This is a genomic window from Microbulbifer sp. VAAF005, from assembly GCF_030012985.1.
In the GTDB taxonomy this organism is placed as follows: domain Bacteria; phylum Pseudomonadota; class Gammaproteobacteria; order Pseudomonadales; family Cellvibrionaceae; genus Microbulbifer.
The window spans coordinates 3,606,284-3,621,282 of sequence record NZ_CP120233.1 but is presented as its reverse complement, the minus strand read 5'-3'; the positions used below and the strand labels follow the sequence as shown (position 1 = coordinate 3,621,282).

15 protein-coding genes are annotated in these 14,999 nt (G+C 51.3%); 6 read left to right on the top strand and 9 right to left on the bottom strand.

Going from position 1 to position 14,999, the window contains the following annotated elements; all coding sequences use genetic code 11:
- Window positions 1-82 precede the first annotated feature (82 nt).
- The 8 genes from P0078_RS16335 to lgt all read right to left on the bottom strand — a co-directional run bounded on the left by P0078_RS16335 (window position 83) and on the right by lgt (window position 6,409).
- The gene (locus P0078_RS16335) at window positions 83-700 is read right to left on the bottom strand and encodes an energy transducer TonB (protein ID WP_282930985.1); all 618 of its coding nucleotides are present in this window, start codon (window positions 698-700) and stop codon (window positions 83-85) included.
- A 5-nt stretch (window positions 701-705) separates the two neighbouring features.
- Complete coding sequence (locus tag P0078_RS16330) at window positions 706-1,107, bottom strand: ExbD/TolR family protein (RefSeq protein WP_108734754.1); 402 nt, start codon at window positions 1,105-1,107, stop codon at window positions 706-708.
- Between the two features lie 112 nt (window positions 1,108-1,219).
- Window positions 1,220-1,747 carry a MotA/TolQ/ExbB proton channel family protein gene (locus tag P0078_RS16325; RefSeq protein WP_282930984.1) on the bottom strand — a complete coding sequence of 176 codons (528 nt, stop codon included), beginning with the start codon at window positions 1,745-1,747 and terminating at the stop codon, window positions 1,220-1,222.
- 14 nt (window positions 1,748-1,761) lie between these two features.
- Window positions 1,762-3,132, bottom strand: coding sequence for a MotA/TolQ/ExbB proton channel family protein (locus P0078_RS16320; RefSeq protein ID WP_282930983.1), 1,371 nt, complete (start codon window positions 3,130-3,132; stop codon window positions 1,762-1,764).
- Window positions 3,129-3,911, bottom strand: a complete 783-nt coding sequence (locus P0078_RS16315; RefSeq protein WP_282930982.1) for a DUF3450 domain-containing protein — start codon at window positions 3,909-3,911, stop codon at window positions 3,129-3,131. The genes P0078_RS16320 and P0078_RS16315 overlap by 4 nt, the downstream gene beginning before the upstream one ends.
- A gap of 287 nt (window positions 3,912-4,198) precedes the next feature.
- Window positions 4,199-4,708 carry a dihydrofolate reductase gene (locus tag P0078_RS16310; RefSeq protein WP_282930981.1) on the bottom strand — a complete coding sequence of 170 codons (510 nt, stop codon included), beginning with the start codon at window positions 4,706-4,708 and terminating at the stop codon, window positions 4,199-4,201.
- A gap of 9 nt (window positions 4,709-4,717) precedes the next feature.
- Window positions 4,718-5,551: a thymidylate synthase gene (locus P0078_RS16305; RefSeq protein WP_282930980.1), complete on the bottom strand. Its 834-nt coding sequence runs from the start codon at window positions 5,549-5,551 to the stop codon at window positions 4,718-4,720.
- 6 nt (window positions 5,552-5,557) lie between these two features.
- A complete protein-coding gene (lgt, locus tag P0078_RS16300; RefSeq protein WP_282934629.1) occupies window positions 5,558-6,409 on the bottom strand; it encodes a prolipoprotein diacylglyceryl transferase in 852 nt (283 codons plus the stop codon).
- 88 nt (window positions 6,410-6,497) lie between these two features.
- On the opposite strand from lgt, the gene P0078_RS16295 reads away from it, so the two are divergent.
- The 5 genes from P0078_RS16295 to P0078_RS16275 all read left to right on the top strand — a co-directional run bounded on the left by P0078_RS16295 (window position 6,498) and on the right by P0078_RS16275 (window position 12,331).
- On the top strand, window positions 6,498-7,319 hold the full coding sequence (locus P0078_RS16295; protein ID WP_282930979.1) for an NRDE family protein: 822 nt from the start codon (window positions 6,498-6,500) through the stop codon (window positions 7,317-7,319).
- A gap of 414 nt (window positions 7,320-7,733) precedes the next feature.
- Window positions 7,734-9,272: a L,D-transpeptidase scaffold domain-containing protein gene (locus P0078_RS16290; RefSeq protein ID WP_282930978.1), complete on the top strand. Its 1,539-nt coding sequence runs from the start codon at window positions 7,734-7,736 to the stop codon at window positions 9,270-9,272.
- 71 nt (window positions 9,273-9,343) lie between these two features.
- Complete coding sequence (locus P0078_RS16285; protein ID WP_282930977.1) at window positions 9,344-9,685, top strand: L,D-transpeptidase family protein; 342 nt, start codon at window positions 9,344-9,346, stop codon at window positions 9,683-9,685.
- A 187-nt stretch (window positions 9,686-9,872) separates the two neighbouring features.
- Window positions 9,873-11,096 carry a L,D-transpeptidase family protein gene (locus P0078_RS16280; RefSeq protein ID WP_282930976.1) on the top strand — a complete coding sequence of 408 codons (1,224 nt, stop codon included), beginning with the start codon at window positions 9,873-9,875 and terminating at the stop codon, window positions 11,094-11,096.
- A gap of 56 nt (window positions 11,097-11,152) precedes the next feature.
- On the top strand, window positions 11,153-12,331 hold the full coding sequence (locus tag P0078_RS16275) for a L,D-transpeptidase family protein (protein WP_282930975.1): 1,179 nt from the start codon (window positions 11,153-11,155) through the stop codon (window positions 12,329-12,331).
- A 31-nt stretch (window positions 12,332-12,362) separates the two neighbouring features.
- On the opposite strand, the gene P0078_RS16270 is transcribed toward P0078_RS16275, so the two are convergent.
- A complete protein-coding gene (locus P0078_RS16270; RefSeq protein ID WP_282930974.1) occupies window positions 12,363-13,769 on the bottom strand; it encodes an Lcl C-terminal domain-containing protein in 1,407 nt (468 codons plus the stop codon).
- A gap of 689 nt (window positions 13,770-14,458) precedes the next feature.
- Here P0078_RS16270 and mepK point away from each other — a divergent pair.
- On the top strand, window positions 14,459-14,992 hold the full coding sequence (mepK, locus tag P0078_RS16265) for a peptidoglycan L,D-endopeptidase MepK (RefSeq protein WP_282930973.1): 534 nt from the start codon (window positions 14,459-14,461) through the stop codon (window positions 14,990-14,992).
- Window positions 14,993-14,999: the final 7 nt, after the last annotated feature.

Below are 14,999 nucleotides of genomic sequence, written 5' to 3'. Positions count from 1 at the left end.
CCAAGGGTAGCGCTACGGACGTGCGCAGAGCGAACTTGGACAAACCTTTAGTGATGGTCGTCAACTTCATAGTGCTTCCCCTTTAGTCCTTAGCCATGTTAAAGCTGATCTTGGTCCTAACATTAGGAACTTCGGTCGGCTTGCCATCGACTACCCGCGGCTTGTACTTGTACTTCAATGCGGACTTCAGGGCAGACCGATTGAAAACCGTTGTGGGCTTACCTTGCAGAGTGAAGGCTTCAATTACAATCGGATCACGTACTGAACCGTTTGTCGTTACGGTGTACTCAACGATTACATAACCTTCCATACCACGCTGTAGAGCGCGACGAGGATACTGCGGCTGTACTTTTACGATCGGTAGATAGTCACCTTCACCAAAGCTGAAACCAGACAGCTTAACGTTGCCTCCCGCAGAGGGGGCAGCGATATTGATGCTGCCATCAAGATCCGGCTCCTCAAAATCGGGCTCCGGCATCTCCGGTGGCGGAGTTTCGGGCTCATCTGGTTTTACCGGCTTAGCGGTGTCGTACTGTGTTTCAATCTTCGTATCAGGCATCACCACATCGGCAACTTTGAACTGCTCCTTCTCCTCAGGAGCTTTCATATTTGCCGCAATCAGCTGATGCATGGTGAAGATGAGGCCAAAGGTCGTGGCTACCGCCAATGTACCTGCCCCAAGAAGTCTTACCGGATTCATAGCTGTTAACTCTTCTCTGTAGCGACGGAAACTTTCTTGATACCAATCTTCCTGGCTGCTTCTGCAATCAGGGCAATCTTCTCAATGCTTGCTCCCTTATCGGGCTGAATTACCAACCACCCTTTCGGGTTTTCCGAGTAGAGACGCTCCAGGACAATTCGTACCTGACGCTCATCAACCTTCTCTTTGGCAATCCAAACCTCGTCACTGTCGTTGATCGCTACCAGGATAGAGGCGGCCTTGAGTTCAGCGGTCGTCGCTTCCGGCTTCTCAACATCAGCACCCGGCTCCTTGATAAAGGTCGCAGTGACGATAAAGAAGATCAGCATGATAAACACCACGTCCAGCATGGGCGTGAGGTCAATTGCGCCGGCTTCTTCTTCTGCCGTATTTTGTCTTTTGCTCATAGCAACTCTCTTAGCGAACTTTTCCAGCGGGGGCTCAGGGAGCCCCCGGCGAAAGTATCTGGCTTGGCTAAACCTTCACAGTAAATAAGCAGGCTTATTCGCTGGTGTATGCTTAGTGATCCATCGTCAGATGATCTTCCAGCAGCTGGGTTTCACGCTCAGCTTTACGGGCAAGGTAAGTGTTGGCAAATACGCCTGACAGCGCTGCAACCATACCCGCCATTGTCGGGATAGTTGCCATGGATACACCACTGGCCATCTGCTTGGCGTCACCACCACCTGTAATCGCGAGAACATCGAACACGTTGATCATGCCCCAAACCGTACCCAACAGCCCAAACAGAGGGGCCAGGGCGACACAAGCTTGGATCATGTCCATATTGTCCTGAATTTTCTCGGATACCCGGGAAATCATTGCATAACGGATCTGGTGCGAAGCCCAGGATTTGCGCTCACCGCGCCCCTCCCATTGGTCTACCGCACCCTGAACGTCACTTTTCAAACCTTTGTTAAAGTAGAAAACACGTTCAAAAATCAGCGTCCACATAAAGAAGGTCAGGCCGGCGATCAGGAACAGTACTGGCCCGCCCGACGCCATAAAGGCGTTGACGGCGGCCCATGCGTCATTTAATGCGTGCATGTTGCCGCCTCCTCTTATTTACGCTCGGCGTTTTCTGCCACGATACCGGCACTCTGTTCTTCCAGAATGTGCAGGACACGCTTGGCACGACCATTTACTACGGTGTGCATCAGAACGGTTGGGATAGCCACAACCAGACCGAGAACGGTAGTGATAAGGGCTGAGGAGATACCACCTGCCATGGCCTTAGGATCACCTGCACCAAAGATAGTGATCGCCTGGAAGGTGATAATCATACCGGTAACGGTACCCAGCAGACCCAGCAGCGGAGCCACCATCGCGATGATTTTCAGCAGGTTGAGGCCGGATTCGATTGCCGGACGCTCTTTCAGTACCGCTTCTTCCATCTTCAATTCGAGAGTTTCGCCGTCTACACCTTTGTTCTCTTCCGCAACAGCCAGTACACGACCCAGCGGGTTATTGGTGTTCGGAGTAGAGGAACGCAGCTGAGCATTCACCTTGGCACCAACGCCAGTCAGGACGATCAGGCGGAAGATAGCCAACAGCATCGCGAAAGCACCAACAGCAGAGATGATGTATCCCACGATGCCACCCTGGTGCCAACGCTCTATGATATCAGGGCTGTTGATCATGGCTTTCAGGTAGGAACCACCGGTAGGACCAGTCGGGTCTACACCGAAGGCACTGAAACCACTGGTAGAAGATTGCAGAGCTTCAGCCATGCCTTGGAACTTGGCGTCCGGCTGACGGATCAGCTCAGCCATTTTGTAGGCATTGTTCATTTCCAGGTATTTACCATTGGAAACCAGGTTGAAGTTACCTACGCGAACCACTTCCTGATCAGCCTGTTCACCGTTGGGCTTGATCACGGTCGCGTTAAACTTAACGATTTTGCCGGATTCAACGGTTTCACGCTGAATTTCAAACCACAGACGCTCGATTTCCTCGATAGTCGGCAGTTTGGTAGCAGTATTCATCTTGGCCAGAAGACCGTCGATGAACTCTGTACGACCAGGATACTGGGCAGAAACCAGAGAGGTACCAACATTCGCGCGCAAGTCTGCTGCAGTAGAAGACATGTGGCCGAACAGCTCTTTCAGAGAGCCCATACGCTCATCCAACTGTTGACGCTTCTGGTCTACAGCAACTTCCTGCTCCTGGTACTTCTTCTCCAGTTCAGCAGAACGCTTTTCTTCAGCGGTACGGGTGTTTTTTGCTTGGTTCAGCAGGGCGTTTTGGTTCGCTTTCTGACGACGGAACTCAGCTTCGCGCTGCTTGTGTTCTTTGGACTCGGCAACTTTGGATTGCTGAACCATTTTCAGCAAATCGTCCAGGGAAGCAGCCTTCTCTTGAGCAACTGCGGAGAAGCTGATCAGACCAGCTGCTGCCGCTACTAAAACGCGTTTGGCGAAAGAGGTTTTCATTGCGCTGCCTCCGGAGCCGGGATCGGCATGGTCATGATGTCGATAGTGGCCTGCTTCTTGGCAATTTTCAGACCGTTCATGAGAGCGCGGCGGTATTCACCAGCATCGATCTCAACCCACGCTTTTTGCCCTTTGTCATAAGCGAGGGAAATTTCAGCATCAGTAGTCTGAGCCAACAAGGCAATACGGCCGATTTGCAGGACGCTTACCTCACGCTCCTGACCAGCAACAGTCAGAGTATCGCGGTAAGAGTCGATCTTACGGGCATATTCCGCTTCGAAGTTATACAGCTCCAATACCTGGCGGAATTTCTCCGCAACACTGACATCGGAACGGTCCATGGTGCTCTTAACACCATTCAGGTTAGCCATACGCTCTTCAAGCTTGAACGGTGCGTCCAGCTCAATGAACTGCTCCAGGCCGTCCAGCATACGCAGGATCAGCGGCTGAATCTGACGCTCAATGACAGTAACGTTGGCAATAGACTCATCCAGATCGTTAATTACTTCGAGCTGGTTAGCCAGCTGCTTTTCCAGCTGACGGTTGTATACGCGCAGACCATCGATTTCTTTATTTACCACCTTGAAGTCCTGCAGCAGGCTGCTGGTTTCGTCGGCGATCTTGTCGATGCGCTTTTGCGATGCCTGGGCCGCAGTGGTTTTCTGCTGGCCGACGGCGAGTACGTTATCGAGAGTATCCGCAGTGGCTACGCTGCCGTAGAGCGCGCCGGCAGACAGCGCAGTGGTCAGCGCCACAGCCATGAATCGCTTGGTTTTCATTAGACCCCCCAGTGGGTTCAATATTTCACAACATGGTCGCGATGAGTTAGCTGCCACAACGCGGTGTCCTTTTGTTTTAAAAACATTGGTTAGAAGACAGCTAAGAGCCGCACATTGTAAACAGCCGATTTGATTATTCAAATGCCGATTGCCAGCATCGGCCCGCTTGGGTAGCAAGGTAACACTTGGGTAACATCCCCGGGTCACTTGCACACATTCGCGGCGACGTTCCTTGTGTAAGCTGTTGGAGAATTTAACAGATCGATCAACTTTTGATCAAATTGTTTTTATTTAAATCTGTCATATTGGACTAATGAGTAGTTGTACTCATTCCTGTCTGAGGCCGGGTAACACTCGCGTACCGACTCGACCCAAGAGTCATCAATATCGGGAAAGAAAGCATCCCCGTCGATTTTTGCGTCTACTTCAGTGATATACAAACGGGTAGCAAGCGGCAGTGCCTGGCGGTAAATTTGTGCTCCACCAATGACCATCACTTCGCTTGCCCCGCTATCTTTGGCACTGTCTTGAGCCAGACTCAGGGCTTTGTCCAGAGACTGGACCACCTCAACGCCATCCGCAACCCAATCTGTATTACGCGTAATGACAATATTTACGCGCCCCGGCAGTGGTCGACCAATAGACTCAAAGGTCTTTCGTCCCATTACTACTGGCTTCCCCATGGTGGTCCGCTTAAAAAACTGCAAATCGCCGGAGATGCGCCAAGGGAGCTCATTGTCCTTGCCGATAGCACCATTACAAGCAACCGCCGCGATCAAAGCAATAGAAACCGTCATTACTGCTCCTTAAACCGCTACGGGTGCCGGAATATGTGGATAGGCTTCGTAACCCTTGAGCTCAAAGTCCTCGAAACGGAAAGAAAACAGGTCTTTGACTTCTGGGTTCAGGTGCATTTGCGGCAGAGGCAGTGGATCGCGCTGCAATTGCAGCTCGACCTGCTCCACATGGTTCGAGTAGAGGTGAGCATCGCCAAAGGTATGAATAAAGTCGCCGGGCTGCAAACCACATACCTGTGCCAGCATAAGGGTCAGCAAGCTATATGAGGCGATATTGAAAGGCACCCCCAGGAAAATATCTGCGCTTCGCTGGTACAGCTGGCAGGACAACTTGCCGTCAGCGACATAGAACTGGAACAGGGCGTGACAGGGAGCCAGGGCCATGCGTCCTTCACGGGCATTATCAGCAGGTGAAACACCTTCATCTGGCAGATCCGCAGGGTTCCAGGCGCTAACCATCAATCGCCGGGAGTCCGGGCGGGTTTTCAACTGGTGTACCAACTGCTCAATCTGGTCGATCTGGCGACCATCCGAAGTGGGCCAGGAGCGCCACTGATGGCCATATACAGGGCCCAGATCCCCGTCCTCTGTCGCCCACTCATCCCAAATCCGCACCTTATTGTCCTGGAGATAGCGGATATTGGTATCCCCCTGCAAAAACCACATAAGTTCGTGAATAATCGAGCGCAAATGGCACTTTTTAGTGGTGATCAGCGGAAAACCCTCCGCCAAATTAAAGCGCATTTGATAGCCAAATACACTGAGAGTACCAGTGCCGGTGCGGTCACCTTTAACGGTGCCGTTATCGCGCACATGGCGCATTAGATCGAGATACTGCTTCATCTACTGCTATGCTCCGCCTTTAACTCGGGAAGACCCTGCTTTCTTACCTTTCTTCTCAGTTCTTCCCTCGGGAAGCGGCTGAGTCTTATAACTCCACACCAGCAATGCCATGCCGGCAATAATCATCGGCAGGCTCAAAAGCTGCCCACGAGTCATCCATCCAAATAAATCAAAACCAATATGCCCATCGGGCTCCCGGACAAATTCCACCAGGAAGCGGAATACACCGTAGAGCATCACGAACATACCACCCACCGCGAGTCGAGGACGCGGCTTACTGGAGAACCACCAGAGCAGCGCAAAGAGTACCAACCCCTCGAGGAAGGCTTGATACAGCTGGGATGGGTGCCGGATCAGAAGGTCCGGGTCCTTTGGAAAGACCATGCCCCAAGGGCCTTCAGTTTCACGCCCCCAAAGCTCCTGGCCAATAAAATTACCGATCCGCCCAAGCCCAAGACCGATGGGCACCAAGGGGGCGACGAAATCAATTAGAGCAGGGAAGGTTGTACCAATTTTGCGCGCGTAGAGTGCCGTGGCCAACATTACCCCTATCAGCCCGCCGTGGAAGCTCATTCCCCCTTCCCACAGCCGGATCAGTGATATTGGGTCTTCGAGCAACTGGGGGAAGTTGTAAAAGAACATATACCCCAAGCGGCCACCGATAACGACACCAATGGCACAGTAGAGAATCAAGTCCTCAACTTCGGATTTAATGACCGGTGACCAGGGTTTGGCACTTCGGCGCAATGCCAACCACCAGGCCGCGACAAAGCCAGCCAAGTACATCAGCCCATACCAGTGCACTTTTAAGGGGCCTATTGCAAAGGCTACCGGGTCAATTTCGGGATAGGTCAGCATGGGGGAATCGCGATTGCTAATAAAGGGCGTATTATGGTCGTAAAGCCCCCCGCTGTGGAAGGGCAGCTTGCCCCTAGGGAAGATCCCCATGTGTCTACTGCTATTCGCCTATCAATGCCACCCGAAATACCCTCTGCTGTTGATCGCCAATCGGGATGAGTTCTATCAAAGGCCAACCGCAGCAGCGGAGCACTGGCCCGGGACCGGGCTAATTGCGGGTAGAGACCTTGAAGCTCAGGGAACCTGGGCCGGCGTATCCCCCGGCCGGGTCGCGGCTGTAACCAATATCCGGGAGCCTGGGACACCGGAACCTGTAGGAGCGCTTTCCCGCGGAGAAATACCGCAGAAATTCCTCAGCCAACAAATTAGCCCTGAACATTTCATCCACTACCTGGAATCCCAGCAATATCGAGGCTTTAACGCCCTGCTGTTTGATATTCAGAATCAAAACACTCTCTTCTGTACCGGGAACCGGCACAAGCCATTTACTTTTGAACCGGGCATTCACGGTATCTCCAACGGAGCGCCGGACGAGCCCTGGCCAAAGGTGGAAAGGGGCAAAGCGGGGCTGGCAGAAATAATACCTGCGGCCGACCAACTGGTAACAATCGAGAGCTTTGTGGAGCCAGCACTGGCACTGCTCAAAGATCGTACCCGCGCGCCGGACCAACAACTCCCTCATACCGGGCTACCACTGGAGATTGAACGGGCACTCTCTCCGATATTCATTCAAATTGATGCCGATAGCTCGGCGACAGAACCAATGCTTCGCAATGGAGGCTACGGCACCCGCGCGAGTACCGTGATCACCATCGACCAGAGGGGGTGTGGCCAACTTTGGGAGCAAACTTTTATAAACGGCAATCAAAGTGGCCCCCTGCGCTACCTCACTACCCAGTCGCCCAATTAAGCGGGGTTAATCCTGATGGCAGACAAATTGTGCATAACTTTTTGTGCAAGCCTCTGCACCATATTTAAAAAAGCCCCAGTAAACTCGCCCCATTTTCACCCACGGGCGAAAAATTTGACGCAAAACTCATCATCCGCAAATCCCTACTCTAAAAAGAATGAAGCGCCAAGCAAATTTTGCATTTATTGCCATACTTACTTTCACAGACTGAAGTTGGTTGAGTTTCGCGCAAGCAGGACACCGACAGCAGTCTTAATAAAAGGAAGTCGCGCGGGACGCATGACACGTGCGAGTCACCGATAATATCCCTGAGTATCTGGATGGGCTCGCCACAGGTTGGGAAGGTATGAACGATCTGGCGCCCGGCATTTTCCAAAATATCGCACCGGGCCCCCGCAGAATCGCTGAGGTACCATGTCGTATTTCAACCCCGAGCATCGTAGACGCAAATCTGTACTTCCACTGCTGACACTGGGTAGCCTCTGTGTCTTCATTCTTTATTATGCTTTCGCAGCAAACCAGAAGACCGTACCCGTTTTACCGGAGAACGCTGTTCGCCCTCATTTAGTGCACTGGCTAGAGGAAAACCCTGATGCCTGGCCAGCCCAGGACCCCATTTTCAACCCCGCCGCTGTGCGCAAGATCTACCAGCGCACGGATTACCGCTTGCTTTGGTTCGATAACTACAGCCTAAGTGATAGTGCCAATGACCTGCTGAAACAACTCACAGCTGCCAGCTCCGGCAATCCGAGCAGCATGGTCGACTACCGCTACCACCTGGGGTACTTCGATCGCACCCTCCGCGATACTCCACAACGTCTGCAGATGGCAGCCGTATTGGATATCTTACTGACCGATGCCTTTGTGTCCTACGCGCAAGATACCCAGCTGGACAGGCTCAAGCCCAAAACCCGCCCGCGCCGGGGTGTCACACCGGTTCTGCGGGATAGCGAAGGTTTCCGCTTGGTTGCTACCAGCACCGCTCAACAGCAGGCTTCCAGTGAACCCAGCGGACGCAAGTACTTCCGCGGATATGATCGCGCAGCCAATCTCGGCAGCAATGTACGCAGCCGCTATTACTCGCGGGAATACAATGCGGATACTTCCGGCAATTACTCAGGACGCAATTATTCCGGTAGCACTCGCACCTATGAGCGCAGCCGATACCGTTCCTATCGGGACAACAATAGTGGCTCGGGTTCTGGCAGTCGCGTTTATTACAACCAGGGGCGGTCAAATACTGCCGCCCCACCGGTGAGATCTGAAAACAGTGAGGGGCCTTACTACGAGGAAAACCGGCCCTATGGCAACGATGTAAGAGCGCTGCGCGGTGAACTTCAACGGCTGCGCAAGATTTCTTCCAGCGGTCGCTGGCGTCCGATCCCGGCGGGTCCCGCCATGACCATGGGTGCACGCCACCCACATGTGGGCCTCCTGCGCAACCTGCTCTCCCTATACGGTGATTACCAGTCTTACTACAGCTACGGTGGCACTGATCGCAATCGCTTCGATCGGGGCCTTCACCAAGCGGTGGTGCGCTTCCAGAAGCGTCACGGCCTGAGAGCAGATGGTATTGTCGGTCGCTCAACTCGCAAACGCCTGAACTTATCCCCAGCTGCGCGCGCCCGCATTGTGGAAATGAATATCAAGCGCCGCGAAGAGTTGCCGGAACAATTGGGCAGCCGTTTTATCCAGGTCAATATTCCTGCGTATCGTCTCAAATACGTGGAAAACGACCAGGTCAAACTGGCGATGAATGTGGTCGTCGGCAAGAAAAAGCACGCAACGCCTGAAATAACCACCCGTGTCAGCAAGGTAGTCTTTAACCCCACTTGGACAGTACCGCGCAGTATCCTGGTGAATGAGATACTCCCCAAAGCTCGTAAAAACCCTGCGGGTATGGAAAAAATGGGATACCGGGTGATTAGCGGTAGGGGGAAAAACTGCCCCTGACCCCGCAAAACCTATCTGCAGCAGGTGCGGGTTCCTACCTGATGCGCCAAATGGGTGGTGAGGAAAACATATTGGGACGTGTCAAATTTGAAATCCCCAATATTCACGACGTGTACCTGCACGATACGCGCGCGCGCAAACTTTTTTCCCTGACCACTCGGGGCTATAGCCATGGCTGTATCCGCCTGGAAAAACCCCGCCATTTGGCCGAAGCACTACTTCGTCCCCAAGGGGATTGGGATCAGTGGCGTATCGATCAATTGACCACAGGAGAGGAAACCACGGAAGTGGATATGTCCCAATTGGTGAAGGTTTATATCACCTACTGGACTGCCTGGGTCGATGGTCAGGGCAACCTGAACTTCCGCCCGGATATTTATGGCAAAGATGGACTGACCGATAATCAATTTTAAAAGAAACCGGGGCGGCTATACGTCGCCCCGGTTATAACCAGGGAATTATTGAGCGTGTTATTCCATTAATTAGCCATTCTTAAGCAGCACCATTCCTGAAAATTATTTAAAGACTATCAGTCACAAGTTATCAATGTGAGCACAGTGATAAATCTCACTGATTTCTCAGTGCTTGCAGGGGTGACTTATGGGTGCTGCCAACAATTCACTTTGCGCTTTTTTGCCACGCAACCAACTAACCTCCCTCCGGGCGAGTGCCGCTGCGATTGCCATAGCAATATCGTTAGGCATTCACTCACCACAAATAATCGCCGAAGCTAAAGATACCGTCGAACCTGACTTGATCGGCAGTCGCGATCCTTTTTTACCTCAGGGCAGGCAATTTTCCCTACTCAGCGAAGCGTTAGCACGCTACCAAACCCTGGCACAAGGTAACTACTGGAAACCGCTCAGTGCTGGACAACCTATCGCACCGGGCAGTCGCAGTCCCCGGGTTGCGCAATTGAGAAGCCTGCTTATGCTCTATGGTGATCACCACCCCGAAGAGTACGGAGCAGATACTTCTAAAGCAGATGTCTACGACAAAAAACTGCAGCAGGCCGTTAAACGGTTTCAGAAACGTCACGGATTAAAGCAAACGGCACTGGTTGATGAGGGAACCCGGAGTCGACTCAATACCCCGCCAGATAAAGTTGCCAAAATTCTGGCAGCCAATATTGAACGCTGGAAACAACTCCCCAAGGATTTAGGGCCTCGCTATATCATCGTGAATGTCCCGGAATTTAATTTGCGCCTAATTGAGGGCGATAAAGAGCAATTCCGTATGCGTGTGGTTGTGGGAAAACCAAAACACAAAACACCGCAAATCGCTACCCGTATGACGCGACTGGAATTTAATCCTGTATGGCGTGTCCCGCCCAGTATTGCGCTGCGGGAACTTTTACCCAAGGGCAGTTCCGCCCTCAGGGCAAAAGGTTATCGCCTAATGAATCATCGAGGCAGATCGGTGCCTTTTACTCGTGGAAATGTGGCTGCAGTACGTCGAGGACAAGTTTCACTGCAACAAAAAGGCGGGCCGGGAAATGCTTTGGGAAGGGTGAAATTTGTTATCCCCAATCGGCAGGCCATTTTTCTCCATGACACAAATAGCAAGCACTTATTTAAAAAATCCCAAAGGGCCTTTAGCCACGGTTGTATTCGCCTGGAAAAACCATTGCAGTTTGCTCGCATGATGTTAGCCCAGCAAAACAAGTGGAGTGATGCTCGCATCAATCGCGCGCTGGGAAGTGGTCGCACCCATGGCGTTGCCCTTAAAAATCCCCTACCGGTTTATATCGCTTACTGGACTGCCTGGATCGATGAAAATGGGCAGCTTCAGTTTCGGCCGGATATCTATAACCGGGATCAGTAATAGGAGGTGACGGAGTGAAGCGGAATAAGAGCTATAGGGACTACTGAGTTATCAGTATGGCAAATGGCCCATTCCAGCTCGGCATCGCCGCACTGATAAGCCTCGTAATTGCCTCGGCCAGCCCTTTGAATGCTTCATTTACTGGGCAGACCGATGTCATTATTGAGCCAATCAGTTCGACCCAGCAATTGCGCGATACCGCTCAGGCCTACCGAGTGTTAGCGAAAAACTGGCGACCGATTGCCCAGGGAAAAACTTTACAGCCCGGAGACAAAGGCCCTCGTGTCCTGCAACTACGTAATTTGCTGGCACTTTATAAGGATTTTCACGGTCAGCCCGGGCCGCTTTCCGCCCCGCAAAAAGATCCCCGAAGATTTGACAGTGCACTCCAAGCAGCAGTGGAGCGCTTTCAGGAACGTCACGGACTGAACGTTACCGGCATCGCCGGTGAAGACACACTTGCAGCCTTGGCCGTCTCGCCAATGGAGCGCGCTCAGCAAATGGAATTGAATGCATCCCGATGGGAACAGCTAAAACTCCCTGAAGATGACCGCTATGTAATTGTCAACGTGCCCGACTATCGCTTACAGCTTATCGAAGATGGTTCGGTTGCTCTCGATATGAAAACCGTCGTGGGAAAAAGCAGTACGCGCACACCGAATTTACGCACGCGGATAACCAATATTGTTTTCAGCCCAACCTGGACAGTCCCCCGAAGTATTCTTGTCACCGAGCTTTTGCCCAAGGCACGACACAACCCAACAGCCATGCACAAGCGGGGTTATCGAGTAGTGCAATATCGCAGCGGTAAATCGTCCCCTATTACAGAGGAGACTATTGCCAAGGCAGCCGGTGGGCACGCTACTTTGAGGCAATTGAGTGGCCCTGAGAATACTCTGGGGAAAGTGAAATTTGTTATCCCCAATAAGCAGGCTATTTTTCTTCATGACACCCAAGCTCAAAGCCTGTTTAAACTTCGCCAGCGGGCATTAAGTCACGGATGCGTAAGGCTACAAGCACCAGAAGAATTAGCGTACTTTCTTCTCCGTGACCAGGGTTGGGATAGAACTCGGGTAGCACAGGCAGCGAATGGGCATGATGCTCTGAATGTAAAGGTTAAGGGGTCACCCCGTATTTACATTGTTTATATGACAGCATGGATAGATAGGGATGGGCGCCCCCAATTCCGCCCTGATATTTATCATCGTGACAAAGAGATACCCTATCCAAATTAAAGGAGCTTATCTATAAATAACTCCGTACGGACTACCCGTCGATATTCCTGACAAGTCTTACATAGTTATCAATTCTAATGGCATCCTCAGGTGCCCCACCTGGCGGAGGCCCCATAGCTCTCTGCATATTTCCATCAGTCATGAAAGGGGGCTCAGGCATTGGTGGGCGCCGTTGAGGGCCATCACCATCAGATTGCGGTCTACCTAAACCTTTTATGTGATATCCCCCATCCTTATAAACAGCGACCTCATCCAATTGTCCAGATTTTGGATCACTTCGTTGAGCCCCAGCTCCATGCAGATCTACCCATTTCTCCGCCATATACCCCATAGCTCGACCGAAACTAATGTAGTTTGCAGAGGCTCCTGCTTTTCTACTATTCACATGGGTTGTACTAGTCCAAAACCAGGGAAAATCTTTTTCCTTACTTTCATTCTTGATAGAGCTGATTTCGAAAATAGAATCAATAGACGCAGAAGTCGTTTTATTTGGAGAACGTTGGTAATCAACGATACTCTGTAGCTCTTTTGCATTAGGCAGGCGCCAGTCGCTGTGGCCTAGGAAATTTTGTGCATTTTTCTCCTCTGCCCAGGCTAAGGCCTCCTGCCAGTTCATTCCTTTCCGGCTATCAGATTTCATCCACATTAAACCCGTTGCCAGATCGGAAACGGTGCCATCTTTATTATCGACAAACTTATTCTTGCCATAAGCCTGGTTGCCGCGCACAAAGTAAGCATAGTTTCTCGGACCACCACCAGGAATTGCATAAGCTTTGATTCTGCCATCTGCTAAATTCAGGCCGAATACTGCAAGTGATCCTCTGAATACATCACCCGTGTAAATATTACTGGACCAGAATTGGGCATCGATAGTGCGTTCGCCCCTCTCTTCATCACCATAGGCGAATGCAAAATACCGGGTATCAATAAAGGGCTTAGCATTACTCTCACTTGGACCGGCGGGGTCAATACCGCTGAAGTTCATCAGGGAATATAGTTGTTTTATCGTCGGAAGACGCCAATCAGAATAGCCACCAAAACGCGCTTGATTCAATTTTTCAACATATTCCCCAACATCGCGGAAAGCGATCTTATCATCAGGGGTAACTTCACCATCCCTGTTTAAATCCGGGCTCTGGGTCCACATCAAACCGGTGACATTATCAACCACAGTAAGACCATCTTTAGCCAGGGAGTAATTCATCTTATTGAAAGAATACTGGGCATCCTGACCAAAGAAATCATCACCGGGCTTTGGCTTGGGAATGACATCCTTATCATCAAAAAATTGGACCTGTGCCGTATCTACTATTGGGTAACTAATAGAGTCTATTTTCTTTTCAGCATGTGCCGCTGCCATCAGGCTCAAGGAAGCCGAGATCAATGCGACCAAAGAAATATAGGGCAGCCGAGACCCGGCCCCAGATATGCTAGCCATAGTGTTTTACCGCAAGTGAAAAAGTAAAAGAACCAAGCTAGCATTATTTGGTTTTGATCTCAGGCAACTTCACATTTGTAAACACAACCTTACCAAGGTGCACAATCCATAACGGTGGCCAGCTATGCAAAGTGATCATTAGTTTTGGACTGATGATTCGACTGGCTTTGGAAATCCTTAGGGGACAGACCGGGCTATGCTAGCCAACTTAAACGGTTGGGTATCCATAGAAATACTACACTGGTAGCACCTACACATCTTGTATATACATGTGCATACAAATAATTGTGTACTCGATAGAGCTGAACTGTCTTTCTATATAGATAGATCAACCAGCCACTAATAAAGAAGGCTATCGAGCTCATGGCCGAAGGGGTGATCGGATAGCTCCCAAGTACACTGACGAAACCGCCCGATAAAACCTATAAGTCGCAGAAAAATAATTTTTTAGCGATTAGCGTGCAATGACAACGCTGTCTCCACCTTATTCAGTACTATCGACTGATCAGCAGTAAAAATTCCGGTTTCAGGTAGCAGAAAAGAAAAAATATACCACCGGGGCCATCTAATTATTTCCGAATTAGCAGCCTCAGGTTTGTAACAACTGGTTATTTTTTGTACATTTTCCGCCGTACCCGGTTGCGCCAACTAAGGCAAACCGACGAGAGATTTAACGACGAGGCGGAATTATGAAGAATCCATCCAGACGTCGATTCCTGGCAGTGACCTGCGCAACTGCGGCGGCCGTCAGCGCCGGACCGACTTTCGCAAAAGTAGGTAGCTCCCGCACCCTGAAAATGCGCAACCTGCACACCGGGGAGAAGCTGGAGGCCGCCTACTGGACTAACGGAGATTACAGCAGCGGAGGCCTGAAGCAGTTCAACAAATTGCTTCGTGACCACCGCGCCAACGAAGTGACCCGAATGGACCCCAAGCTTCTGGATATCGTCTACAAGCTGAAGGAGAAGTTCAATTACAACGGCACCATTGAGATTATCTCTGGATACCGTTCACCTAAAACCAATGCCAAGCTGCGTGCAGCTGGCCGAGGCGTAGCGAAACGCAGTTACCACACACGTGGTATGGCCTTGGATATCCGTATGCCGGGAGTGTCCCTGTCGAAGTTGCGCCAGGCAGCACTCAACCTGAAAGCGGGCGGTGTCGGATACTACCCGAAGAGTAACTTCGTACACGTGGATACTGGCCCTGTACGTCGCTGGTAATCCCCAC

Coding starts and splice junctions, on each gene's coding strand:
- P0078_RS16335 (WP_282930985.1), bottom strand. CDS start 700: ATGAATCCGGTAAGACTTCTTGGGGCAGGTACATTGGCGGTAGCCACG.
- P0078_RS16330 (WP_108734754.1), bottom strand. CDS start 1,107: ATGAGCAAAAGACAAAATACGGCAGAAGAAGAAGCCGGCGCAATTGAC.
- P0078_RS16325 (WP_282930984.1), bottom strand. CDS start 1,747: ATGCACGCATTAAATGACGCATGGGCCGCCGTCAACGCCTTTATGGCG.
- P0078_RS16320 (WP_282930983.1), bottom strand. CDS start 3,132: ATGAAAACCTCTTTCGCCAAACGCGTTTTAGTAGCGGCAGCAGCTGGT.
- P0078_RS16315 (WP_282930982.1), bottom strand. CDS start 3,911: ATGAAAACCAAGCGATTCATGGCTGTGGCGCTGACCACTGCGCTGTCT.
- P0078_RS16310 (WP_282930981.1), bottom strand. CDS start 4,708: ATGACGGTTTCTATTGCTTTGATCGCGGCGGTTGCTTGTAATGGTGCT.
- P0078_RS16305 (WP_282930980.1), bottom strand. CDS start 5,551: ATGAAGCAGTATCTCGATCTAATGCGCCATGTGCGCGATAACGGCACC.
- lgt (WP_282934629.1), bottom strand. CDS start 6,409: ATGCTGACCTATCCCGAAATTGACCCGGTAGCCTTTGCAATAGGCCCC.
- P0078_RS16295 (WP_282930979.1), top strand. CDS start 6,498: ATGTGTCTACTGCTATTCGCCTATCAATGCCACCCGAAATACCCTCTG.
- P0078_RS16290 (WP_282930978.1), top strand. CDS start 7,734: ATGTCGTATTTCAACCCCGAGCATCGTAGACGCAAATCTGTACTTCCA.
- P0078_RS16280 (WP_282930976.1), top strand. CDS start 9,873: ATGGGTGCTGCCAACAATTCACTTTGCGCTTTTTTGCCACGCAACCAA.
- P0078_RS16275 (WP_282930975.1), top strand. CDS start 11,153: ATGGCAAATGGCCCATTCCAGCTCGGCATCGCCGCACTGATAAGCCTC.
- P0078_RS16270 (WP_282930974.1), bottom strand. CDS start 13,769: ATGGCTAGCATATCTGGGGCCGGGTCTCGGCTGCCCTATATTTCTTTG.
- mepK (WP_282930973.1), top strand. CDS start 14,459: ATGAAGAATCCATCCAGACGTCGATTCCTGGCAGTGACCTGCGCAACT.